The sequence below is a fragment of the Acuticoccus kandeliae genome (genome assembly GCF_003073115.1).
In genome coordinates, this window is the sequence record NZ_QBBV01000001.1 from 1,445,701 (window position 1) to 1,470,084 (window position 24,384).

Below are 24,384 nucleotides of genomic sequence, written 5' to 3' on the forward strand. Positions count from 1 at the left end.
GCGGGGCTTTTCGTGTCGGTGCCGCCGGAATCAGGCGGCCTGGATCTTCTTCTTGTTGCGCAGCGCCAGCGCGCGATCGAGGAGCGTCGTGTCCGACAGGAGGCTCAGCCGCTCCTGCGGCTCCAGCCAGTCGGCAAGCTCCTCAAGGCTCTCCGCCTCGCCGAGCTTGGCGGTGGCGAGGGCCGTCGCCGCGTCGAACTTGCCCCGGCCGCGCTCGCCGGGCTCCAGCGAGAGGCGGTGGGCCCAGAAGAGGTCCTGATCGTCGGCGAGCGTGATCAGCGCGTTGCCCGGCAGCTTCGCCGGGAAATAGTGCGCGAGGCGGTTCGCGGTGCGCACGATCTCCGGCGGCTCGGATTCCTGCGGGGTGATCATCAGGTAGGCGCGGCGCAGCTTGCGGCCGAGCCACGGGGAACCGGCCGCCTTGGAGATCGGAACCGCGAGGATGAGCGCGACGAGGGTCGGCGACATCCAGGCCGCGAGCTCGGGCGAGTGGAAGAGCGCGATCGCCGCGAGACCCACGCCGACGATGACGTGCATCATGTGGTAGCGCGCCACGATCGCCCACGGCACACTCGACCCCTGGCGCGCCTGCGGGGTCCACCCGACGGCCCGGCCGAGCAGGATCGAGAACACGATCTGCGTCTGCGCGAGCATCATGATCGGCGCGATCAGCGTCGAGATGACGAGTTCGAGGAGGGCGCCCGCCATCAGGAAGCCGGAGCCGCCCGCCGCCCGCCGCGTCGGCCCGTGCATCATCGCCCGCACGAGGCCCATCGCCTTCGGCAGGAGGAGGATGACCACGGAGAGGACGAAGAGCTGGATCAGCCGTTCGACGTCGAAGGCCGGCCAGGTCGGGAAGAGGGCGAAGCCGTTCGGGAAATATTCGGGGCGGATGAACGTCGCCTGCACGGCGAGCGCCATGCCGACGAGGATCAGGAGGAGCCAGATTGGGCTCATCAGGTAGGCGAAGATGCCGATCAGGAAGTGGACACGGCTCGTCGCGCGCAGGCCCGCCGCGCCGACGATGCGGCCGTGCTGGAGGTTGCCCTGCGCCCAGCGCCGGTCACGCGTGATGATGCCGAAGAGATCCGTCGGCGCGCCTTCGTAGGAGCCCGAGATGTCGTTGCGCAGCGTCACGTTCCAGCCGGCGCGGCGGATGAGCGCCGCCTCGACGAAGTCGTGGCTGAGGATCGTGCCGCCGAAGGGGGGCTTGCCGGGGAGCTGGGGCAGGCCCGCCGCGCTCGCGAACGCCTCCATGCGGATGATGGCGTTGTGGCCCCAATAATTGCCGTCCTCGCCCTGCCAGGCGGAGACGCCTTCCGACACGATCGGCCCCGTGACGGTGTTCGCGAACTGCTGGGCGCGCGCGAACGGGGTCGTCGCACCGATCAGCATCGGCGAGGTCTGGATGATTCCGGAGCGCGGGTCGTCTATCATCGCCTGGCGCAGGTCCGCGAGGCACTTGCCGGTCATCAGGCTGTCGGCGTCGAGCACGACCATGTGCGCGTAGCGGCCGCCCCAGCGCCGCACGAAATCGGCGACGTTGCCGGCCTTGCGGTGCGTGTTGTGACGGCGGCGGCGATACCAGACGCGCGTGCCGCCGGCGAGGCGGCGCAGGTTGGTGAGCGCCTGCTCCTCGGCGATCCACGTCTCGGCGTTCGTGGTGTCGGACAGGATGAAGACCTCGAAATGCGGGCGAACCGCCTTCGGCAGGTCGTCGACCATCGCGGCGAGGGCGCTGAACACCTCGCGCGGGTCCTCGTTATAGACGGGCATCACCAGCGCGGTGAGGCCGCCCTCGGCCTGCGGGCGCGCGCCGCGAAGGCGCCGCGGGTGCCGCCGGGCGAAGAAGGCGCCCGCGATGGCGGTGCCGGCGCTGAAGCCGATCCACAGGGTCGTGACCGCGAAGACGGCGATGAGCAGCCACTCGAGGCTCGCCATGCCGCCGACGCTCGCCGCCGCGTACATCTCGCCCACCGCGAAGATGGTCACGGCGAGGGTGATGACAGCGACGGTCGTCCTGGCGGCGGCGGTGCGCCAGCCGGGCCAGCCGAAGCCAGCGAGATGGGCCGATGGAAGATGCCCTGCCCAGTCGAGATTCTGCTCGGGCATGAGCATGGGCGACGGGGGAGGAGTAAACGTTACGTTGTCCATCGATAGAGCCACTGCTCCGCTGGCTGATCGTCAGCCACTTTGAGTTGAACCCTTAGTTCGATCAGGCTTTCGCCGTCGGGATCGAGCTCGAAGCTTACGCGGAGGGTGTCCTGATCCGGGGTCGGGTAGCTCGCCAGGTTGACGATCTTGCCCGCCGAGGACTGGACGCTCACTTCGACATCATCAACTGAGTGCCCTCGCATCGCGTAGTCGATAACAAAGAGTTCCCGAGTGTCGAATTCGTTCCGCCCGATGCGCGTATTTATCACCCTCGGGCCGGACGCGACCGTAGGGGCGTCGGCATTCCAGTGGATGCGATACGTCAATTCGAACGGTTCGCCGGCCTTCACTGGCGCGTTCGGCTGCCAGTAGACGACGATATTATCATTATATTCGCGACGGCTCGGGATCTCGAACAGGACCACCGCGCCGGACTGCCAGTCGCCGATCGGCTCGACCCAGGCTGTGGGCCGCAGCTCGAACCGGGCGCCGACGTCCTCATAGTCGCGGTATTTGCGCTTGCGCTGAACGAGGCCGAAACCGCGGGGCGTCGTGTCCACGAAGGCCGACACCTGGAGGCGGGACGGATTGCTCAGCGGGCGCCACAGCCATTCCCCGGCGCCCGTGTAGATGGACAGGCCGTCGGAATCGTGGACCGCGTTGCGGTAGTCGTCGAAGTCGCTCCGGTTCACGGAGCCGAAGAGGAACATCGACGAGAACGGCGCGAAGCCGATGGTCGTGATGTCCCGACGTGGAAATAATGTCAGTTCGACGTCCGTGACAGTTGCGTCACCTGGTCGCACCGTGATGCGATAAGCCCCTGTGGTTGAGGGCGAATCCAGGATCGCGTTGACCACGACCGCCTTGGCCCCCTCCTGCGGCCGCTCGATCCAGAAGGAGCGGAAGACGGGGAACTCCTCGCCGGTCGGCTGGCCGGTGTCGATCGCGAGGCCGCGGGCCGACAGGCCGTAATTTTCGGCGGCCCCGACGGCGCGAAAATAGCTCGCACCCTGGAAGACGGCGAACTCGTCGAGCTTGTCCGGGCTGTTGATGTGGGTGCTGAGGCGGAAGCCGGAGAAGGGGATGTTCTCCTCCGGCGCGATCTCGTCGGCCGGCGGATTGAAGGTGAAGGTCGAGCGGTCGAAGAGGACGCGCTGCGCCTGGTCGCCGGTCACGAGCCACAGATCCACCGGCTGGTTGAACACGAAGCCGGCGAGCAGCGCCTCGAAGAAGAAGCGGTTCTCGGAGGAGAGGGGCACGGGCCATGGGTCGCTCGCGCGCATCGCGGCGTAGGCCTGGTGGTCCATCGTGCGCAGCGCCTCTGGGATCTCCTCCCGGCGGTCGACGAAGGGCTTGGCGGCGAGAGCCCTTGCCGCGACGATCATCTTGTCGCGCGAGAAGGGAACGGTCTCCCCAAAGGCTTGGGCCTGAGCCAGCGTCGCAAGCGCGAGAGGCGATGAACCGATCGCTGCGACGCAAGCGCCGGCAGCTGCACCCTTGAAGAGGTGCCGTCGGTCAACGGGCATCCGGCCTTCTCCTCATCTTCAGTCGCTCTCTCGTGGTCCTAGAAACGGAATGGGTCAGTTCCATGACGCGCGAATGGCATCCCGGTTCCCGTCCATGGCAGGGTTATGATGCAGTGCACAGCTACGGGAAGGGGGCATGCGTGAACCGTTGCTGAATTGCAGCGACGAGGGGCCCATCGGCGGCCGGCATCGCAAAATCGCTCAGCTTTTCCGGTGCGACGAATTGCAGGTCTGCAACCTCCCGCGCGACCGGCGTGCCCGCCCAGGTCCGCACCTCATAAAGGGGCATCAGGAGGTGGAATGTGTCGTAGGTGTGGCTCGCGAAGGTCATGGGGACGAGGGCGTCGAGGGGAACCTCGACGCCGATCTCTTCGCGCAGCTCGCGGATGAGGGCGGCTTCCGGCGTTTCGTCCGCCTCGACCTTCCCGCCCGGAAATTCCCAAAGGCCGGCCATGGCCTTCCCGGCCGGCCTCTGCGTGATCAGGATGCGGCCGCCCTTGTCGATCAAGGCGGCGGCGACGACGAGAAGGAGCCGCATCGGCGGGCTTTCAGGTGCGGTAGTCGCCGTTGATGGCGACATATTCCTTGGTTAGGTCGCAGGTCCACACAGTGTCCCGCCCGTCGCCGAGGCCGAGGTCCACGCGAATGGAAATCTCGGGCTGGCGCATGACCGCAGACGCTGCCGCTTCCGAATACTCCGGGTCGCGCTCCCCGTCGAGTGCGACGCGCACGTCGCCGAACCAGATGGCAAGCTTGTCACGGTCGGCCGGCTCGCCCGCCTTCCCGACGGCCATCACCACGCGGCCCCAGTTCGCGTCCTCGCCGGCGATCGCCGTCTTCACGAGCGGCGAGTCGGCGATGGAGCGGGCGATCTTGGCGGCGGAAGCGTCGCTCTCGGCGCCCTCCACATTGACCGCCACGAACTTGGTGAGCCCCTCGCCATCCTTCGCGACGAGGTGGGCGAGCTCCAGGGCGAGGCTCGCGAGCGCTTCGGCGAAGGCGGCCCCGTCGGGGGCGGAGAGGTCGGTGATCGCGACGCCGCTCGCGCCGGTCGCGAAGGCGAGGACCGTGTCCGACGTCGACGTGTCGGAATCGATCGTGATCTTGTTGAAGCTCTTGTCGACGGCCGCGCTCAGCGCCTGCTGAAGCACGGAGGCCGGCATCTTCGCGTCCGTCGCGATGAAGGAGAGCATCGTCGCCATGTTGGGGGCGATCATGCCGGCGCCCTTGGCGATCCCGTTGATCGTGACCGAGCTGCCGTCGAGCGTGACGGTGCGCGTCGCGACCTTCGGGAAGGTGTCGGTCGTCATGATCGCCTTGGCGGCGGCGGCCCAGCCCTCGCTCTTCAGCGAGCCGACGAGGTCGCCCATCACGGCGCCGAACTTGTCGGCCGAGAGCGGCTCGCCGATGACGCCGGTAGAGGCGAGCATCACGGATTCGGGCGCGATGGAGAGCCCTTCGCCCGCGAGCTCGGCCGAGCGGCGGGTCGAGGCGCGCCCCTTCATGCCGGTGAAGGCGTTGGCGTTGCCCGAGTTGACGAGGAGGGCGCGGGCGATGCCGGCGCCGAGATTGGCCTTGCACCAGTCGACAGGGGCCGACGGGCAGCGCGACGTCGTGAAGACACCAGCAACGCTGGTGCCTTCATCGAACGCCATAAGGAGCACGTCCGTTCGCCCCTTGGTCTTGATGCCGGCCATCGCCGTGGCGATGCGGACGCCGCCGATGACGGGCGGCTCGTCGGTCGTGGTGGGGGCGAAAGGTGAAAGCTTCATTCTTGTGTCGCGCGTTCGATCGTGGCGGTTTGCTTGAGCTTGTCGAGTTCGGAGACGTAGGCCTCGCGGATCAGCACCTGGCGGATCTGGTCGGCGACCTCCTCGAAGGTGGGCACCGCGATCGGGCGCTTCTCTTCGACCTTGATAATGTGCCAACCGAAGCGGGACTGCACGGGCGCCTCGGTCATCTGACCGGGTTCTAGGGCGAAAGCGGCCTCTTCAAAGGCCGGGACCATCTGACCCGCGCGGAAAAATCCGAGCGCGCCGCCGCGCGTCTTGGAGCCGGGGTCGGTGCTGTTCTCCTCGGCGAGCTTGGCGAAGTCGGCGCCGTTGTTCAGCTCCTCGATGAGCTTCTTGGCGGTGTCCTCGTCCTCCACGAGGATGTGGCGGGCGCTCACCTCCTCCTGCGGGCCGAGCTTGGCGACTTCCTCGTCATAGCGGGCCTTCACGGCCTCGTCGCTCACCGCGTCGCCGATCTTGCGCTCCATGTAGATTTCGCGCAGCGCCTGGGCGCGCAGATAATCCATCCGCTGCTTGAACACCGGATCGTCGGCGAAGCCGTCCTTCTCGGCGGCGGTGGCGAGGATCTCCATGTCGATGAGGAGATTGAGGACCATTTCGTCGCGCTGGCCTTCGGGGACGTTGTTCAGCGAGTCGCCAAGCGTCTGGGTGGCGATCGCAAAATCGGATGCCGTGATCGGTGCACCATTGACGGTGGCGAGCACTTGGTCATCCTGCGCCATGACCGGAGTCGTGGCAAAGCCTGCGGCAATGGCCACAGTTCCGAGAATACGCTTAAACATGGGTAAGGTCCCTTTGGGTGGGCCGAGGAGCGCTTGTTTGACATGCCCTCCGGCCAAACATATGTCGGATCGCGCGCGCTAGACAGCATTTTCGCCGCCCCGCGCTGGTTTCGTTGCCGCGCGCCGCCCGCTTCGACGAAGGACATTGGATGCTCGGCACCTTGACCAAACGCCTTTTTGGCTCGGCGAACGACCGCCGGCTGAAGGGCTACCGCAGCCGCGTTGATGCGATCAACGCCGCGGAACCCGAATTCCAGCGTCTATCCGACGCTGAGCTGAGGGCAAAAACGCAGGAGTTCAAGGACAAGCTCGCCGCAGGTGCGACGCTGGACGATCTTCTCGTCCCCGCTTTCGCCACCGTCCGCGAGGCGGCAAAGCGTGTCCTCGGCCAGCGTCATTTCGACGTCCAGCTCATTGGTGGCATGGTCCTCCATGAGGGCGGGATCGCCGAAATGAAGACCGGCGAGGGCAAGACCCTCGTCGCGACGCTCCCGGTCTACCTCAACGCGCTCTCGGGCCGCGGCGTCCACGTCGTCACCGTGAACGACTATCTCGCCCACCGCGACGCGGGCTGGATGGGGCGGATCTACGGCTTCCTCGGCCTCGAGACCGGCATCATCGTGCACGGCAAGACCGACCAGGAGCGCCGCGCCGCCTACGGTGCCGACATCACCTACGGCACGAACAACGAGTTCGGCTTCGACTATCTGCGCGACAATCTGAAATACGATATCCGCGCGATGACGCAGCGCGAGCACGCGTTCGCGATCGTCGACGAGGTGGACTCGATCCTGGTCGACGAGGCGCGCACGCCGCTGATCATCTCCGGCCCCCTCGAGGACCGGTCCGAGTTCTACAACACGATCGACACCTTCGTGCCGAACCTCGTGCCGGAGGATTATGAGGTCGACGAGAAGATGCGCACCGCGCACTTCACCGAGGTCGGCAACGAGAAGCTCGAGGTCGTGCTGCGCGAAGCGAACCTCATGAAGGGCGACTCGCTCTACGACGTCGAGAACGTCTCGGTCGTCCACCACCTCCAGCAGGCGCTGAAGGCGCACAAGCTGTTCCAGCGCGACCGTGATTACATCGTCAAGAATGGCGAGGTGATCATCATCGACGAGTTCACCGGCCGCATGATGCCGGGCCGCCGCTATGGCGAGGGCCTGCACCAGGCGCTGGAGGCGAAGGAAAAGCAGCCGATCCAGCCGGAGAACCAGACGGTCGCCTCCATCACCTTCCAGAACTATTTCCGCATGTACGACAAGCTCGCCGGCATGACGGGCACCGCCGAGACCGAGGCGGAAGAGTTCATGGACATCTACGGGCTTGAGGTCGTCTCGATCCCGACCAACGTGTCGGTCGCCCGCGTCGACGAGGACGATCAGGTCTACCGCACGCAGGACGAGAAGTACGCGGCGATCCTGGAGATCATCCGCGAGGCGCACGCCCGCAACCAGCCGATCCTCGTCGGCACCACTTCGATCGAGAAGTCCGAGCAGCTCGCCGAGCGGCTGAAGAAGGACGGCTTCCGCCAGCGCGACGTGACCGCGCCGGGTGCGGCGGTGCGCATCGGCGAGACCGGCAAGGGCGGCAAGCCCGCCTTCCAGGTCCTCAACGCGCGCTATCACGAGCAGGAAGCGAAGATCATCGCCCAGGCGGGTGTCCCCGGCGCGATCACCATCGCGACCAACATGGCCGGCCGCGGCACCGACATCCAGCTCGGCGGCAACGCCGAGATGCTGATCGCCGAGGAGCTCGGCCCGGTCGGCGAGGGGGACGATCCGGAGCGCGCGAAGAAGGAGGCGGAGATCACCGCCCGCGTCGCGGAGCTGAAGGAGAAGGCGCTCGCCGCCGGCGGTCTCTTCGTCATCGCGACCGAGCGGCACGAGAGCCGGCGCATCGACAACCAGCTCCGCGGCCGTTCCGGCCGTCAGGGCGACCCCGGCCGCTCGCGCTTCTACCTGTCCCTCCAGGACGATCTGATGCGCATCTTCGGCTCCGAGCGGATGGACGGCATGCTCCAGCGGCTCGGCCTCGAGGAGGGCGAGGCGATCGTCCATCCCTGGATCAACCGCGCGCTCGCCAAGGCGCAGCAGAAGGTCGAGGCGCGCAACTTCGACCAGCGCAAGAACGTCCTCAAGTACGACGACGTGATGAACGATCAGCGCAAGGTGATCTTCGAGCAGCGTCGCGACCTGATGCAGGACGAGAGCGTCCGCGACACGATCAACGAGATGCGCCACGACGTCGTCGACACGATCGTCGCCAAGCACATCCCGGAGAAGGCCTATCCCGAGCAGTGGGACACCAAGGGCCTGCATGACGAGGTGCAGCGCGTCCTCGCGCTCGACGTCCCGGTCGTCGACTGGGCGCACGAGGAGGGGATCGCCGACGAGGAGATCCGCGAGCGCCTAAAGAAGTCGGGCGACGAGGCGGCGGCGCGCAAGGTGGCCAAGTACGGCTCCGACATGTGGCGCCAGGTCGAGAAGTCCGTCCTCCTGCAGACGCTCGATCACCTCTGGCGCGAGCACATCGCCGCGCTCGACCATCTGCGGTCGGTCATCGGCTTCCGCGGCTACGCCCAGCGCGACCCGCTGAACGAGTACAAGACCGAGGCGTTCGAGCTGTTCGATGCCATGCTGCAGGAACTGCGCATGGCGGTGACGGCGCAGCTGATGCGGATCGAGATCCAGATCGCGCCGAACGCGCCGCAGCGCCCGGCCGAGCCCTCCGACGAGGAGTTCCAGGGCCACCACATCGACCCGATGACCGGCGAGGACGAGTTCGACGCGGCCGACTACACCGAGTCCCGCCCCGAGCCTGTCGACGAAGACGGCGACGTGGCGCTCGCGCCGGACACGCGCACGGCGGCCGCGCCCGCGCAGGCGCGCGCCTCGGCCAATGGCCAGCGCGACCCGAACGACCCGAAGACGTGGGGCAAGGTGAGCCGCAACGAGGCTTGCCCCTGCGGCTCAGGCAAGAAGTACAAGCACTGCCACGGCCGCTCGGCCTGATCGGGTGCCTCCCGGCCGGTCGCCGTTGACGCGGCGGCCGGGCCGGGCAAATTTGCGCGAGACCGGGCGGCGACCCGCCTCCCGGTGACGGTTCGGAACCGAGATCGTCGGCAAGGGCGGACACGGGCGATAGCATGAATGCACTCGCGACCAATCCGACCCTCATCCCCGAGCTTGAAGAATTCCTCGCGCTCAGCGCGCTGTCCGACCGCTCATTCGACGCGGTTTTCAGCGAGTTCTGCGAGCGGGTCCGCGCGGGCGGCGTCTCGCTAAAGCGCGCCAGCATCGCCTGGCGCCTCCTCGACCCGATCTATTTCAGCCAGAATATCGTGTGGCTCTCCGGCGAGCCGATGGCGATCGAGCGCTTCCGCCACGACCCGAGCGGGCGGCCGCAATCCTATTTGCTGTCCCCACTGAAATACGTCATCGACCACGACATCTCCTTCTTCCGCCGGCGCCTGTGCGAGACCGAGGCGCCGCGCGACTTCCCCGTCCTCGACGAGTTCGCCGAGATCGGGATCACGGACTATGTGCTGATGCTCGTCGGCTTCGGGATGGGCGAGGAGCTCGACATGCCGGGCGCGGGGATCATCCTCGGGACCTCCTCCGATGCGCCGAACGGCTTCACGGACGCGGAGATCGCGCTCTTCCAGCGGCTGAAATTCATGCTGGCGCTCGCCGCGCGCACGCAGATGCAGCGCGAGGCGGCCGAGCAGGTGGTGACGACCTATCTCGCCTCCACCGCCGGGCGCAGCGTCCTCGGCGGGGCGATCCGGCGCGGGGACGGCGCGGTCGTCGACGGGGTGATCTGGTATTGTGACCTCCGCGGCTCCACGGCGCTCTGCGAGACGCTCGGCATGGAGCGCTATGTCGACTTCCTGAACGACTATTTCGCCGCGACCGCGGGACCCGTGGCGGACGCCGGCGGCGAGGTGCTCGATTTCGTCGGCGACGCGGTGCTCGCGATCTTCCCGAAGGGGGAGGACGAGGTCGCGCGCGCCGTGGCGGCGACGGCGGAGGTCGAGACCTCGCTCGCCGCCTTCCTGGAGCGGCGGCGGGCGGACCTTCCGGGGCGGGCCGACATCTCGGACGTCGCCGGGATCGCGATCGATGTCGGCACGGTGATGTACGGCAATATCGGCATCCCGACGCGGCTCACCTTCTCGGTGATCGGCTCCACCGTGAACCGCATCACCCGCATCGAGCGGCTGACGAAGACGCTCCACGTGCCGCTTCTGGTCACCGCGCCGATCGCGGCGACGGACCCCGCGCGCTGGCGAAGCTGCGGCCGCTACGCGCTCGACGGCGTCTCCGCCCCGCTGGAAGTGTTCGCCGAGCAGCGGTTCGTGCCGGTCAGCGGATTGGCCTCGTCCCAGGCATAGGCGATCGTCTCGAAGCGTGTGAGGCGCGCGTCGAAGAGGAGAAGCTGCCCGTAGAGCGGCGCGCCGATCCCGAGGATCAGCTTCAAGACCTCGTTCGCCTCCAGCGTGCCGATGATGCCGGTCACGACGCCGAGGATGCCGTTCGCGACGCACGAATCGACGAGCGGATCGGGCGGCGGCTCGGGAAAGAGGCAGCGATAGGTCGGGAGCGGCAGCCCGTCCGCCCCGGTGAGGTGGGGGGCAAGTGTCGTCACATGCCCGTCGAACCCCGTCACAGCGCCGCTGACGAGGGGGACGCGCGCGTGATAGGCGGCGTCGGAGAGGATGTAGCGCGTCGCAGCGTTGTCCGTGCCGTCGACCGCGATGTCGCAGTCGGCGAGAAGCGCGGCGGCGTTCGCCTCCGTAAGGCGCGCCTGGTGGGTGATGACCGTGACGTGGGGGTTGAGGCGGGCGACGGCGTCCGCGGCCCGCGCGACCTTCGGCGCGCCCACATCGCCGGTGCCGTAGAGGATCTGCCGCTGGAGGTTCGAGAGCGAGACGACATCCTCGTCGACGACGATGAGCGTGCCGACCCCGGCCGCGGCGAGATATTGGATCACCGGGGTGCCGAGCCCGCCGGCGCCGATCACCAGCACACGCGCGGCTTTCAGCTTCGCCTGGCCCGGCCCGCCGACCTCGTTGAGGACGAGATGGCGGGCGTAGCGCTCCACCTCCTCGCTGGAGAAGCTCATCGGCCGGTGGACCCGAAGCCGCCGCTGCCGCGCGCCGTGTCGTCGAGCGTCTCGGCGGGGATGAGGTTCGCGCGGGTGACGGGGGCGATCACCATCTGCGCGATGCGGGCGCCGCGCTCGATCACGAACGGCTCGTCGGAGAGGTTCACGAGGATCACTTTCACCTCGCCGCGATAGTCGGCGTCGATGGTGCCGGGGGTGTTCAGCACCGTCACCCCGTTGCGTGCGGCAAGGCCGGAGCGGGGGCGGATCTGCGCCTCGTACCCGGCCGGAAGGGCGAGCGCGATGCCGGTCGGCACCATCATCCGCTGCCAGGGGGCGAGGGTGAGGGGGGAGGCGGCGTCGATGGCCGCGGCGAGGTCGAGCCCCGCGGCGCCGTCGGTCGCGTAGGCCGGGGTGAGGCCGTCCCCGTGGGGAAGGGTCTTGATGGCGACGTCGATCATGGGTGCGTCTCTAGAACCCTTTGCGCCGGATGGGAAACGGGGCTGCACCGGGCGGCGGGCGCGGGGCCCGGCGCAGCCATCGCGTCAGGCGCCGGAGAGCGCCTCGTCGAGGCGCAGGATCGTGTCGAGGAGGACCTGGGCGCCCGCGCCGCAATCATCCTCGGTGGCGCTCTCTTCCTCGTTGTGGCTGATGCCGCCCGCGCAGGGGACGAAGATCATCCCGGTCGGGCAGGTGGAGGCCATGAAGAAGGCGTCGTGCCCGGCGCCGGAGATGATGCGGCGCGCGCTGAAGCCGTTCTTCTGCGCGGACGCCGCGACGGCCTCGACCACCATCGGGTCGAAGGCGATCGGGTCCTTGCGCCAGACGCGGCGGATGTCGATCGTGACGTTGCGCTTCTGCGCGATCGCGGCGACGCGGGCGTGGAGGTCCTCCTCCATGTGGGTGAGGGCGTCCCGGTCCGGGTGGCGGAAGTCGGCCTTGAAGTGGGTCGTGCCGGGGATCGTGTTGCGCGAGCCGGGGAGGGCGAACACCTCGCCGACGGTCGCGTGGCCGGAGGGCGCGTGATCGAGCGCGATCGCCTCGATCGCGAGGATCATCTCGGCGAGCGCCACGAGCGCGTCGCGCCGCATCGGCATCGGCGTCGTGCCGGCATGGCAGTCCTGGCCGACGATGGTGCCGTCGAACCAGAGGATGCCCTGGCCGTCGGTCACGATGCCGATGGTCTTCTCCTCCGCCTCCAGGATCGGCCCCTGCTCGATGTGAAGCTCCACGAAGGCGGCGAAGCTGCGCGCGCCGACGGTCTCCGGGCCGCGATAGCCGATCCGCTCCAGCTCCTCGCCGAAGACGCGGCCATCATTGTCCTTCGTGGCGAGGGCCTGCTCCATGGGGATCTCGCCGGAGAAGACGCCGGAGCACATCATCGCCGGGGCGAAGCGGGCACCTTCCTCGTTCGTCCAGTTGATCAGCGTGATGGGGGCGCGGGTCTGGTAGCCGGCCGCGTTCATGGTGCGGATCGCCTCGAGCCCGGCGAGGACGCCGAGAATCCCGTCGAACTTGCCGCCGGCGGGCTGGGTGTCGAGGTGGGAGCCGAAGGCGATGGGGGCGGCGTCGGGGTCCGTGCCGGGGCGCGTCGCGAACATGTTGCCGAGCGCGTCGATCGCGACCGTGAGGCCCTCCGCCTCGCAGGCGGCCTTGAACCAGTCACGCACCTCTTTGTCCTCGTCGGAGAGGGTCAGGCGGCGGATCCCGCCCTTCGCCGTCCCGCCGATCTTGGCCGTCTCCATCAGGCTGGACCACAGCCGTTCCTTGTCGATTTGCAGATTGGTCGCCATGCCGCCTCCGAAATTCCGCCCGCAGACTACGCGCGAGGAGGCGGTCGCGAAAAGCGCAAAGGCTGGGCAGGCGCGCCCGTCTTCTCAACGCGCGCCGCGCGGCCCACATTGGGAGCGGCGCTTTTGCACGGGGTGAATGGCAGGGTGGCGCCGTGCCTCTTCCGTCGCGCGCCCAAACGCTTGTAGTGAGACAGAAACGGTAGATGGAGGGCGGTATGCGCCAGATCGGACACTTTATCGGCGGCAAGGTGGTGGCGGGCGCTTCGGGCCGTGAAGCGGACGTCTTCCGTCCCGCGACGGGTGAGGTTCAGGCCCGCGTCCCGCTCGCCTCGGCGGACGAGGTCCGCGCCGCCATCGCCAACGCGGCGGAGGCCCAGCCGGCCTGGGCGGCGACCAACCCGCAGCGCCGCGCGCGCGTGATGATGCGCTTCGTCGCTCTCCTCAACGAGAACATGGACGAGCTCGCCGAGCTTCTCGCCGCCGAGCACGGCAAGACTGTGCCGGACGCCAAGGGCGACATCCAGCGCGGCCTCGAGGTCGCCGAGTTCGCGATCGGCATCCCCCACCTCATGAAGGGCGAGTTCTCCGAGAGCGCCGGCCCCGGCATCGACATGTATTCGATGCGCCAGCCGCTCGGCGTCGTCGCGGGCATCACCCCTTTCAACTTCCCCGCCATGATCCCGATGTGGAAGTTCTGCCCGGCAATCGCGTGCGGCAACGCCTTCGTGCTGAAGCCGTCCGAGCGCGACCCGTCCGTGCCGGTGCGCCTCGCAGAGCTGATGATCGAGGCGGGCCTGCCGGCCGGCATCCTCAACGTCGTCCACGGCGACAAGGTGGCGGTCGACACGATCCTCACCGACCCGCGCATCATGGCGGTCGGCTTCGTCGGCTCGTCCGACATCGCGCAATATGTCTATTCGACGGCGGCCGCGCACGGGAAGCGCGTCCAGTGCTTCGGCGGCGCGAAGAACCACATGATCGTGATGCCGGACGCCGACATGGAGCAGGCCGCGAACGCGCTGATCGGCGCGGGCTACGGCTCGGCCGGTGAGCGCTGCATGGCCGTCTCCGTCGCGGTCCCCGTCGGCGACAAGGCCGCCGACGCGCTGATGGAGAAGCTCGTCCCGAAGGTGGAGGCGCTGAAGATCGGCCCCTCGCACGATGCGGACGCCGATTTCGGCCCGCTCGTGACGCGCGCCGCCCTCGACCGCGTGCGCCGCTATGTCGACCGCGGCGTGGAGGAGGGGGCCGAGCTCGTCGTCGACGGGCGCGGCTTCAAGATGCAGGGCTACGAGAACGGCTTCTACATGGGTGGCTGCCTCTTCGACCACGTCACCCCGGAGATGGCGATCTACAAGGAAGAGATCTTCGGCCCGGTCCTCTCGGTCGTGCGCGCGAAGGACTATGCGGAGGCGGTGCGCCTGCCGACCGAGCACGAGTACGGCAACGGCGTCGCGATCTTCACGCGCGACGGCGACACCGCGCGCGACTTCGTCTCCCGCGTCGAGGTCGGCATGGTCGGCGTCAACGTGCCGATCCCCGTGCCGCTCGCCTACCACACGTTCGGCGGCTGGAAGCGGTCCGGCTTCGGCGACCTCAACCAGCACGGCCCGGACTCGATCCGCTTCTACACCCGCACCAAGACGGTCACGACGCGCTGGCCGGGCGGCGTGAAGGAAGGGGCCGAGTTCGTGATGCCGGTGATGCGCTGAGCCTAGGCATCCGGCGGCCTGCTCCGGCGGGCCGCCCATTGCGGGGCGGCGCCGGCGCCGCTCCGCGCCTGTGCCGGCTCAGCGGCGCCCCGCGGCTTTGTGGGCTCAGCGGCGCTCCGCGCCGGGGCCGGAGAGGTACATGACGGCGGCCGGCTCGTAATTGTCGATGAACTCGGTGACGAGCTCGTTCGTCACCTCCCGCCGCTGCATCGGCAGGAAGTGGGCCTGGATCGATTTACCGTCGCTGCCGATGAGGTCGATCGTCGTGGTGCGGCGCTCGCGCAGGGTGGCGAGGATCGCTGCCTCGATTGCGCTGGCGCTCGCCTGGCAGGCTGAGGTCACCGTCCCGCCCGCGCCGAGCCGCATCGCGGTGCTCGTCGCCAGCATCGCCTCCGCCGCCGTGTTGGTGCGGATGATCTTGCCGTCCGGGTCGAACACCACCGCCGGGATCTCCAGATTGAGCAGCGCCCCCTCGATCCGCTGATGGTCCATGACGACCGCCCCGCGGATCGCGAGCTGGAAAGCACGGCGTGCGTGGGGAGCGATGGCGCGGTGGAGCTGCATCCCCGGCGGAATGCTGAAATTCTGTTCCTTGTAGGCATAGTGGAAGGCGAGGCAGGCGAAATGGCTCTGCGAACGGGCGAGGAAGCTGCCCGAGACGGCGCGCACATCGTCGAGCTTCGTCAGGAAATCGGCCCAGAAGGCGGTCTTGACCAGCTCCTCCTGGGGGACGTGGTCCGTCGTCAGGAAGACATCGTGGGGCTTGGCGCGTTCGGTCGCGACGCGGAAGGCGTTCATGGCCGAATATTCGGTCATGTAGTCGTGGATCAACTGGTGATCGATGTTGGCGTAGCGCACGATGACGTTGCGCGCCGGGTGCCACCGCTCGATCGCGAGCGTCGGACGGAGCTCGGGGATGGTCTGCGCGATGGTGCTGATCGACCGATCCCACGCGAGAGGATCAAAAATGCCATCATACAGTTCGCAGATGACATCGGCCTGAGTGTCCGTCACAACCTGGGATGAAATCATAGCTGGCACGAGGTTAGACGCCGCGCCATGCCCGGTTTCCTGAGCCGTTAGACGCGGAGAAAATTACAATCTAGGCGTATTTAACGCCGCGCGTGCCTAAAAGTGCAACAACTTTTCGCAACGCTCTGCACTATGCTTCTCAATCCGCGAATACGATTGTTTTCGGTGACGCAAAACCGATAAACAGTGACGCCTCTTTCAAAGAAAACCGGTTTACTTTAACGATAGAGATCTCCTTCCGATAAAAGGCGATCCCTATACGTCATGGCATCAAAGGGAATTCCACAGTTGATTTGATTTAAATCAATGGTGCTTTACGTATCCGTGCAGTCGATTCCGGCTACGCGAAAGATCCCGAAAGTTTTTTGGCATTCGGCTTTCCGCCTCTCGCGTCCGCCCCGCTTTCCGGCTGGAGGTGGGCGCGGATGAGCGGCCAGTTCGCCGCCAGGAAGGCGACATTGAGAAGCGGCGACCCGGCCTTGAACCAGGCCCAGATCTCGGTCGAGAATGCCCGGCGGATGATTTCGTTGAGGGTGGCCATCACAGCGAGATAGAGCGCCATGCGGATCGACAGGGTCCACCAGGCCGCGTCCGTCAGGCGGAACCCATCTTGCAGGGCCTTCTTGAGGACGAGGTGTCCGCTCATCAGGCCGATGGTGATCGCCAGCGCGCCGCCCGCGTTCACCAGGGTGGCGCGAAACTGGATATAGGAGGCATTGTCGAGGACGATGGTCAGCCCGCCGAAGACCGCCGTCATCAGCAACATGCCGGCCGGAATGTAGGGGAAGTGCCGTTTCTCATACCAGGAATAGCCCGCCGCGATGCCCGTCGCGACGACGAAAAGCACGGTTGCCGGGTTGAGCCCCACGATCACCAATGCCAACACGAAGACGAGGGCGGGCCCCATCTCGATCGCGAACCGCTCGAACAGCTTGCGCGTGTTCACCTGCTCCAAGGCGCTTGCCATGACCCATCCCTCTCGCGACAGGGACGGAACGTGCGGGCGCGCAGGAGGATCCCGTTTGCGTTTCGTGCCACACCTTCATAGATAGCGACCTCAGGACTAGGACAGGACGCGATGCCGATTCTCCCCCGTTTTGACGACGAAGACGAAGAAGACGAGAAGCTGAAGTCGCAGCAGTCGATTCCGGTCGACAAGCACCTCTTCGAGGCCCGGCAGGTCATGATCGTCGGCCAGATCTCCATGGATCTCGCCCGCGACGTCTGCCAGCGCCTGCTTGCTCTCGCGCATGTCTCCAACGACCCGATCACCGTGATCGTCTCCTCGCCGGGCGGGCACGTGGAATCGGGCGACATGATCCACGACACGATCGGAATGATCAGCCCGAAGGTGAACATCCTCGGCATGGGCTGGGTCGCTTCGGCCGGTGCGCTGATCTACATCTCCGTGCCGAAGGAGCAGCGCTACTGCACACCCAACACGCGCTTCCTGCTTCACCAACCGTCCGGTGGCGCCGGCGGCGCGGCCTCGGACATCGAGATCCAGGCGCGTGAGATCCTGAAGATGCGCGAGCGTCTCAACATCCTTTTCGCCAAGGCGACCGGCCAGCCGATCGAGCGGATCGAGAAGGACACCGATCGCGACTATTGGATGGGGGCCGAGGAGGCCGTCGCCTATGGTCTCGTCGGCAAGGTCGTGTCGCGCGCGACGGACCTTTCCTAACAGCGCCGTTGGCCGGCGCGGCGTCCGACCCGGCGCCGCGCGGGCCCCAGAATGTTGACCAGAGAGAGGATGATCGCGTGGCGGCAACCTTCGACGTGGCCGGTGTTTCGATTCCGAAGCTCGGCATTGGCACCTTCGAGCTCCATGACGAGGCCTGCATTCGCGCGGTGTCGTCCGGCCTCCAGGCCGGCTATCGGCACGTCGACACCGCCGAGCGCTATCAGAACGAGCACGCGGTGGGCGAGGGCATCCGCGCCTCCGGCCTCCCGCGCGACGAGGTCTTCCTGACCTCGAAGGTCTGGCACGACCATCTCGAGGACACGATGATGACGGCCGCTGCCGAAGCCTCGCTCGAGCGGCTCGGCTTCGACCGGCTGGACCTCTACCTCATCCACTGGCCGAGCCCGGACGTGCCCGTCGCGGATGCGGTGCGCGCGATCTGCCGCCTCCAGGAGCGCGGCCTCACGCGCCTCGTCGGCATCTCGAACTTCCCGGTGAAGCTCATCGAGGAGGCGGTCGCCGCCGCCACGGTGCCGCTCGCCGTCAACCAGGTCGAGTATCACCCCTTCCTCGACCAGACGAAGGTGCTGAACGCGCTGCGCAAGCACGGCATGGGGCTGACGGCCTACTGCCCGCTCGCCCGCGGCCGCGTGCTCGACAATCCGGTGATCGCCGGGATCGCCGAGAAGCTGGGCGTCACCCCGGCTGTCGTCACGCTCGCCTGGCTCATCGGCCAGGACAGCGTGCTCGCCATCCCGAAGAGCGGCTCGCCCGAGCGTCTCGCCGAGAACCTCAAGGCGGAGAGCCTCACCCTTTCGGCCGAGGACCGTGCGGCGATCGACGCGCTCGCGAGCCCTGAGGGCCGCGTCATCAGCCCGGCCTTCGCGCCGGAGTGGGACACGGCCGCCGCGTGAGCGGCGCGGAGCTTCTGTTCGCCGCGCTCCAGCCGTCGAACACGCTCCTCATCCTCTTCCTCGTCGGCTTCGCGGTGGCGCTGCGCCACCGCCGCGCCGGGCTCACCCTGCTCGGCATCGCGATCGGCCTCTATGCGGCGCTCGGCATCCTGCCGGTCGGCCGCGCCGCGCTCCTTCCTCTCGAAAGCCGCATCCCCTTCGCCGGGATCGTGGAACCGCCCGACGGGATCATCATCCTCGGCGGCTACGTGATGCCGGAGCGCTCGGCCGCACAGCACCACGTGGTCCTCAACGAGAACGGCTCCCGCTTCACCGAGGGGGCCGGGCTCGCCGTGCGCTTTCCGGACGCGAGGATCATCCTGACCGACGGGCGCGTGCGGCCGGACGGGCCGTCGGGGGCGGAGCTCGCCGCCGCCAAGCTGCGCGAACTCGGCATCGACACCAAGCGCTTCGTGGTGGAATCCCAGTCGACCTCCACCTGGGAGAATGCGCGTTTCTCCTACGATCTCGTGCAGCCGAAGCCCGGCGAGCGCTACGTCCTCGTCACGAGCGCGTCGCACATGCCGCGCGCGCTCGCGACCTTCCGCACCGCCGGCTGGCCCGTCCTCATCCCCTGGCCGGTCGCGAGCCTCGACGACGGGCGGCCGCTCTGGAAGGACATCGGCGGCTCGGTCGGCGCGAACCTCAAGAAGGTCGACGACGCGGCGCGCGAATATATGGCGATCATCCTCTACCGGGTGCTCGGGCGCACGGACGCGCTCCTGCCCGCCCTCGAGGGCGACCCGCGGTGAGGGACGCCGGCGCGGCACGCGCGCTGGCATCGCGCCGGCCCGTGTCGTATGGAGCGGGACGATCCTTGTCCCGTCGTCCCGCGAGCGCCCCATGGCTTTGACCCTCGTCATCGGCAACAAGAACTACTCATCCTGGTCGCTGCGGGCCTGGCTGGTGCTCGACCATTTCGGCTTCACCTTCCACGAGCGCCTCATCGTGCTCGACCAGCCGGACACGAAGGCCCGCCTCCTCGACGAGTCGCCGGCCGGGCGCGTGCCGGTGCTGATCGACGGCCAGCTCGCGGTGTGGGAGAGCCTCTCGATCATCGAATATTGCGCCGAGCTGAAGCCGGAGGCGGGGATCTGGCCGCGCGCGGCCCGCGAGCGCGCGATCGCCCGCACGCTCGCCTCCGAGATGCACGCCGGCTTCATGGGGCTGCGCCAGGCCTGCCCGATGAACCTCAAGGCGCGCCGACCTTTTCGCCCGCGCGGTGCGGCGGCGGAGGCCGACGTTGCGCGCTTCGAGGCGATGGTCGCGGAGCGCATCGCGATCTCGGGCGGGCCGTTCCTGTTCGGCCCCTGGTGCGCGGCGGACGCGATGTACGCCCCGGTGGTGACGCGCCTCACGAGCTATGGCTGGCCGCTGGCGGACACGACGCGCGCCTACGCCGACGCGGTCGAGACGGAAGCGAGCTTCCTGCGCTGGAAGGAGGCCGCGCTGCGTGAGACGTGGATCCTCCCCGCGGAGGAAGTGGAATAACAGTGATGGGTTGCGTGGCAGGGGAGAGACGCCGGTGAACATTGCGACGAAAGAGGAAGCCGCGGCGACGCTCGACGCGCCGATGTTCGAGCCTTCCGCCTTCGGCCTCACCGAGTTCGAGGCGGCCTGGACCGCCAAGGCCCGCGCGCTGGGGCCGACCTTCGCCGCCCGCGCCTTCGAGATCGACCGCGACGCCCGCTTCCCGACCGAGAACTACCAGGATCTGCGCGAGGCAGGCCTCCTCGGCATCTGCGTGCCGGAGCGCTTCGGCGGGCAGGGGGCGGACTATCGCGCCTACTCGCTCGTCGCCGCCGAGATCGGCCGCTATTGCGGCGCGACGGCGCTGACCTGGAACATGCACGTCTGCTCGACGCTCTGGTCCGGTCCGCTCGCCGACGATCTCGACATGGACGAGGCGACGCGCGCCGCCCACGAGGAACGCCGCGCCAAGCACTATGCCCGCATCGTCGAGGATGGCGCGGTCTACGCCCAGCCCTTCTCCGAAGGCGGCGCGGCGGCCGCCGGCGCCGTCGCCTTCTCGACCGAGGCCGAGCCCGTGGAAGGCGGCTGGATCGTACGCGGCAAGAAGATCTTCGCCTCCCTCTCCGGCAACGCCGACTATTATGGCGTGCTCTGCACGGAGACCGACGGATCGGGCAAGAAGAGCCGGCGCAACACGCTCTATCTCGCGGTGCCCGCCGATGCGGACGGCGTCTCGGTCGTCGGCGACTGGGATCCGCTCGGGATGCGCGGCACCGTCTCGCGCACGCTCCTCTTCAACGACGTGTTCGTCGCGGCCGACGAGGCGCTGATGCCGCCGGGGGTCTACTTCCAGGCCGCCTCCAACTGGCCGCACATGTTCATGACGCTCTCGCCCACCTACATGGGCCTCGCACAGGCGGCCTACGATTTCGTCGTCACCTATCTGCGCGGCGAGATGCCGGGCACGCCGCCGGTCAAGCGGCGCCAGTATCCGACGAAGCAGCTCGCCGTCGCCGAGATGAAGATCAAGCTCGAGCAGGCGAAGGCGCTCTGGTTCCAGGCGATCACCGAGGCGCGGCCGCGGCCGAGCAAGGACCAGGTGATGCGCGCCTGGGCCGCCCAATACACCGTGATGGAATACGCCAACGACCTTGCCCGCCTCGCGATCCGCACCTGCGGCGGCCAGTCGATGCTGAAGTCGCTCCCGCTGGAGCGGATCTATCGCGACAGCCGCTGCGGCGCGCTGATGCTGCCCTGGACGGCCGAGCTCTGCCTCGACCGGCTCGGCAAGGCGACCCTCTATGAAGACGGCGAGGGCGACGATTGATCGACCTCTTCGCCCCCATCGAGCGGCACGCCGCGTTCGACCCCGACAAGGTCGCGATCCGCTTCGAGGGGGATGAGACGACCTATGCCGCGCTCGCCGCCCGCGTGCGCGCGATCGCGGAGGGGTTCGTCGCGGCGGGTGTCGGGCCGGGGGACCGGATCGGGGTCCTCTCCGAGAACCACCCCGACATTCTCGCCATCCTCTACGCCGCGGCGCGCATCGGCGCGATCATGGCCCCGCTCAACTGGCGTCTCGCCGACGCCGAGCTCGCCTTCGCCCTCGTCGACTGCGCGCCGAAAATCCTCGCCTACGGACCGGGCTATCAGGACCGCGCCGAGGCGCTGGCGGCGGAGGCGAAGGGGGCCTTCGCGCTGCGCGCGATGGGGCCGGGCAGGGACCTCGCCACCGCGCCCGACGGTGCGCCGCCGCGGCTCGGCTCCCCCGGCGCCGAGTGCCTCCTCGTCTACACCTCCGGCACCACGGGGCGGCCGAAGGGCGCGCTGATCTCGCAAGGCGCGCTGCGCGGCAACGCCATCCAGTCCCAGCACATGCACCAGATGAGCGCGGCGGACCACGTCCTCACCGTGCTGCCGATGTTCCATGTGGGCGGGCTCAATATCCAGACGACGCCGGCGTTGATGGCGGGCGCGACGGTCACGATCCACGCCCGCTTCGAGCCCGAGGCGACGCTGCGGGCGATCGAGGCGGAGCGGCCGAGCCTCACCCTCCTGGTGCCGACGACGATGCAGGCCGTCCTCGCCCAGCCGGGCTTCGCGGCGGCGGACCTCTCCTCGCTGCGCGCCCTCTCGACCGGGTCGACCATCGTGCCCGAGGCGCTGATGGAGGCGTTCGAGGCGCGCGGCGTCCCCGTCCTCTCCGTCTACGGCGCGACCGAGACGTGCCCGATCGCAGCCTATGACCGGCTCGGCCTTCCCCGCCGCAAGGGCGGCACGGGGCAGGCGGGGCTCTTTACCGACCTCGTGATCTTCGACGATCGCGGCAGGGTCCTCCCCGCCGGCGCGCACGGCGAGATCGGGGTGAAGGGGGCGATCTTCTCCGGCTATCTCGGCAACGCGGCGGCGACGCGAGAGGCCTACCGCGACGGCTACGTGCTGACGGGCGACATCGGCAGCCTCGCCCCGGACGGGACGCTGACGGTCCACGACCGCAAGAAGAACATGATCGTCTCGGGCGGGGAGAACATCTATCCGGCCGAGGTGGAGCGGGTTCTTGCGGCCCACGCGGCGGTGGTGGAGTGCGCGGTGGTCGGCCGGCCGGACCCGCGCTGGCAGGAGGTGCCGGTCGCCTTCGTGCGCTGCACCGGCCCGGTGGACCCGGAGGCGCTGATCGCGCACATGAAGGCCCACATCGCCTCCTACAAGGTCGCGCGCGACATCCGCATCGTGGACGACTTCCCCCGCACGGCCCTCGGCAAGATCCGCCACGACGTGCTTCGCTCGATCGCGCGCGGGGAGGCGCGGGACGTCGCCTGAGGGGCCCCGGGCGGCGCCGCCCGTGCCCCAATCCGTCCACAGGCGGCACGGAAGCATCACGACCCCCTTGCCACCCCGGCCGAGGCGTCGTATGTGACCCGCCCTGAGGGCGCGTAGCTCAGCGGGAGAGCACCTCGTTCACACCGAGGGGGTCACAGGTTCAATCCCTGTCGCGCCCACCATCCCCTCTAGGACCTCTTCAACAATCGGCACTTTGCGCAACTGCTGAGCGTAGCTGCAGCTAGGCATTTGGCTTGAGCTCGCCACTCTGACCATATCCCAACCGTTTGATAGGTCGCTAGCGATCTTGGACGCGGCTGCAACGCTAGTTTGGTGCAGAATTTTCTACATATCTATGCGCGGTGGCTCGAAGCCGTTCTGAATGATCGTATATTTGGTCGAGCGATTCTATTTTCGCCCTCTCTTCCTTCTCTCCGTCGAAGAAGCTGATCGATTTTGTTTTGCCGTTGAAATGTAACCTCGTAAGAGGTTTTCGATTGTTGTCATCGACGATAATTCCGCAATACGATTTCTGATCTCTAATAAAAACTCGATTTACGGCAATTACGTCTCTTACAATCGCTTTTACTATCATGAATGCTTCTAGCTCGTCCTGAGTGGTGACAATTTCTTCCTCAGGGACCGAAGCCGGCGTATCGACATTTTCGTCTGGATACGTTTCAGTGCTGGCTAGGGCGCTGGAAAGTCTTGCCTGGACCGATTCTCGCAATAGATCCCTAAAAGCAGACCTAACCAGAGGGGTGAAACGTTCTCGAACGGCTTTTGTGAAGTGACCATCATGAATTGGTCCGCATATGAGCCGAACAAACTCATCTGTCGGCTCATCCATCAATTGAGTCAATTGATACTTTATTGCGGATGTATATTTAAGTCTCTCTGCTGATTCAACAATTCCGACGACGTCAAAATTATCTTTATGAAATTTTCGAATCTCAGATAGTAAATTCGCTTGTGGATCGGATATGTCGAATACAAGGAATGGCCTAATATCTAACTTATTTGGTTCTTCAATATCTGTATGAAAATGGAAATATCTTCCATTTGTTAATATTGCAAATTTTGCTGGGGTTACAGTAAAATACCTGAATAATTGTGCTAAATGTGTTTTGCTTAAATCTGAGGTTATTGGTTTGCATTCAACAAGTATTCTAACTTCTCCATCCTGTTTTATTGCGTAATCAACTTTTTCTCCCTTCTTTCCAACGGCATCAGCGGTGAATTCAGGAATAACTTCGTGCGGGTTGAAGACGTCATATCCCAGCGAATGCAGGAAGGGTAGTACGACGGACGTCTTTACAGCCTCTTCAGTCATCATCGCATCGGCGTGCTTATTTACTCGATCAGAGATGATGCGGATTGTATCTTCTAGGCTCACAAAATTTCTCCATCCCCGAAATTTATTTTTGATTGTTTCAAAGAGAGTGCATCTGCGCTGCTTATTTATCAAGCAGATTCAATGCCGGTGCCTCGGACGCCGCGGCGACCAAGGCACAGCACCTCGCAACTGAGCCGCTTAGAGCTGCGGCAAG

General features: G+C 66.8%; 20 protein-coding genes and 1 tRNA gene. 10 read left to right on the forward strand and 11 right to left on the reverse strand.

Going from position 1 to position 24,384, the window contains the following annotated elements; genetic code table 11:
• Positions 1-30: 30 nt before the first annotated feature.
• From mdoH to DBV35_RS30985, 5 genes are all read right to left on the reverse strand, one after another.
• On the reverse strand, positions 31-2,112 hold the full coding sequence (mdoH, locus tag DBV35_RS06620; protein ID WP_157961609.1) for a glucans biosynthesis glucosyltransferase MdoH: 2,082 nt from the start codon (positions 2,110-2,112) through the stop codon (positions 31-33).
• A gap of 29 nt (positions 2,113-2,141) precedes the next feature.
• A complete protein-coding gene (locus DBV35_RS06625) occupies positions 2,142-3,680 on the reverse strand; it encodes an OpgD/OpgG family glucan biosynthesis protein (protein ID WP_108659399.1) in 1,539 nt (512 codons plus the stop codon).
• 121 nt (positions 3,681-3,801) lie between these two features.
• Positions 3,802-4,218 (reverse strand): (deoxy)nucleoside triphosphate pyrophosphohydrolase, encoded by a 417-nt coding sequence (locus DBV35_RS06630; RefSeq protein ID WP_108659400.1) that lies wholly within the window; start codon positions 4,216-4,218, stop codon positions 3,802-3,804.
• 10 nt (positions 4,219-4,228) lie between these two features.
• Positions 4,229-5,452 (reverse strand): bifunctional glutamate N-acetyltransferase/amino-acid acetyltransferase ArgJ, encoded by a 1,224-nt coding sequence (gene argJ, locus DBV35_RS06635; RefSeq protein WP_108659401.1) that lies wholly within the window; start codon positions 5,450-5,452, stop codon positions 4,229-4,231.
• On the reverse strand, positions 5,449-6,312 hold the full coding sequence (locus DBV35_RS30985; protein WP_245943860.1) for a peptidylprolyl isomerase: 864 nt from the start codon (positions 6,310-6,312) through the stop codon (positions 5,449-5,451). The genes argJ and DBV35_RS30985 overlap by 4 nt, the downstream gene beginning before the upstream one ends.
• A gap of 92 nt (positions 6,313-6,404) precedes the next feature.
• Between DBV35_RS30985 and secA the strand changes: the two genes are divergently transcribed.
• Positions 6,405-9,272, forward strand: a complete 2,868-nt coding sequence (gene secA, locus DBV35_RS06645; RefSeq protein ID WP_108659402.1) for a preprotein translocase subunit SecA — start codon at positions 6,405-6,407, stop codon at positions 9,270-9,272.
• Between the two features lie 134 nt (positions 9,273-9,406).
• Positions 9,407-10,654, forward strand: a complete 1,248-nt coding sequence (locus tag DBV35_RS06650) for an adenylate/guanylate cyclase domain-containing protein (RefSeq protein ID WP_108659403.1) — start codon at positions 9,407-9,409, stop codon at positions 10,652-10,654.
• Here DBV35_RS06650 and DBV35_RS06655 read toward each other — a convergent pair.
• From DBV35_RS06655 to DBV35_RS06665, 3 genes are all read right to left on the reverse strand, one after another.
• Positions 10,564-11,385, reverse strand: coding sequence for a HesA/MoeB/ThiF family protein (locus tag DBV35_RS06655; protein WP_108659404.1), 822 nt, complete (start codon positions 11,383-11,385; stop codon positions 10,564-10,566). The two genes, DBV35_RS06650 and DBV35_RS06655, sit on opposite strands and share 91 nt — an antisense overlap.
• Entirely contained in the window at positions 11,382-11,828 is a 447-nt protein-coding gene (dut, locus tag DBV35_RS06660; protein WP_108659405.1) for a dUTP diphosphatase, read from the reverse strand. Before dut ends, DBV35_RS06655 begins: the two co-directional genes overlap by 4 nt.
• 84 nt (positions 11,829-11,912) lie before the next feature.
• Positions 11,913-13,160 (reverse strand): Zn-dependent hydrolase, encoded by a 1,248-nt coding sequence (locus tag DBV35_RS06665; protein ID WP_108659406.1) that lies wholly within the window; start codon positions 13,158-13,160, stop codon positions 11,913-11,915.
• A 215-nt stretch (positions 13,161-13,375) separates the two neighbouring features.
• On the opposite strand from DBV35_RS06665, the gene DBV35_RS06670 reads away from it, so the two are divergent.
• Positions 13,376-14,872, forward strand: a complete 1,497-nt coding sequence (locus tag DBV35_RS06670; RefSeq protein WP_108659407.1) for a CoA-acylating methylmalonate-semialdehyde dehydrogenase — start codon at positions 13,376-13,378, stop codon at positions 14,870-14,872.
• 105 nt (positions 14,873-14,977) lie between these two features.
• On the opposite strand, the gene DBV35_RS06675 is transcribed toward DBV35_RS06670, so the two are convergent.
• A complete protein-coding gene (locus DBV35_RS06675) occupies positions 14,978-15,886 on the reverse strand; it encodes a hypothetical protein (protein ID WP_108659408.1) in 909 nt (302 codons plus the stop codon).
• 358 nt (positions 15,887-16,244) lie between these two features.
• A complete protein-coding gene (locus tag DBV35_RS06680) occupies positions 16,245-16,871 on the reverse strand; it encodes an inner membrane-spanning protein YciB (RefSeq protein WP_108659409.1) in 627 nt (208 codons plus the stop codon).
• Positions 16,872-16,982: 111 nt separating this feature from the next.
• On the opposite strand from DBV35_RS06680, the gene DBV35_RS06685 reads away from it, so the two are divergent.
• From DBV35_RS06685 to DBV35_RS06715, 7 genes are all read left to right on the forward strand, one after another.
• On the forward strand, positions 16,983-17,588 hold the full coding sequence (locus DBV35_RS06685) for an ATP-dependent Clp protease proteolytic subunit (RefSeq protein WP_108659410.1): 606 nt from the start codon (positions 16,983-16,985) through the stop codon (positions 17,586-17,588).
• A 77-nt stretch (positions 17,589-17,665) separates the two neighbouring features.
• Entirely contained in the window at positions 17,666-18,502 is an 837-nt protein-coding gene (locus DBV35_RS06690; RefSeq protein ID WP_205648489.1) for an aldo/keto reductase, read from the forward strand.
• Positions 18,499-19,293: a YdcF family protein gene (locus DBV35_RS06695; protein ID WP_157961611.1), complete on the forward strand. Its 795-nt coding sequence runs from the start codon at positions 18,499-18,501 to the stop codon at positions 19,291-19,293. The genes DBV35_RS06690 and DBV35_RS06695 overlap by 4 nt, the downstream gene beginning before the upstream one ends.
• A gap of 91 nt (positions 19,294-19,384) precedes the next feature.
• Positions 19,385-20,032: a glutathione S-transferase family protein gene (locus DBV35_RS06700; RefSeq protein ID WP_108659412.1), complete on the forward strand. Its 648-nt coding sequence runs from the start codon at positions 19,385-19,387 to the stop codon at positions 20,030-20,032.
• An 82-nt stretch (positions 20,033-20,114) separates the two neighbouring features.
• Positions 20,115-21,341, forward strand: coding sequence for an acyl-CoA dehydrogenase family protein (locus tag DBV35_RS06705; protein ID WP_108660592.1), 1,227 nt, complete (start codon positions 20,115-20,117; stop codon positions 21,339-21,341).
• On the forward strand, positions 21,341-22,834 hold the full coding sequence (locus tag DBV35_RS06710) for a class I adenylate-forming enzyme family protein (protein WP_108660593.1): 1,494 nt from the start codon (positions 21,341-21,343) through the stop codon (positions 22,832-22,834). The genes DBV35_RS06705 and DBV35_RS06710 overlap by 1 nt, the downstream gene beginning before the upstream one ends.
• A gap of 107 nt (positions 22,835-22,941) precedes the next feature.
• A tRNA-Val gene (locus DBV35_RS06715) sits at positions 22,942-23,016 on the forward strand.
• A gap of 143 nt (positions 23,017-23,159) precedes the next feature.
• On the opposite strand, the gene DBV35_RS06720 is transcribed toward DBV35_RS06715, so the two are convergent.
• Positions 23,160-24,230: a type I restriction endonuclease gene (locus tag DBV35_RS06720; protein ID WP_108659413.1), complete on the reverse strand. Its 1,071-nt coding sequence runs from the start codon at positions 24,228-24,230 to the stop codon at positions 23,160-23,162.
• Positions 24,231-24,384: the final 154 nt, after the last annotated feature.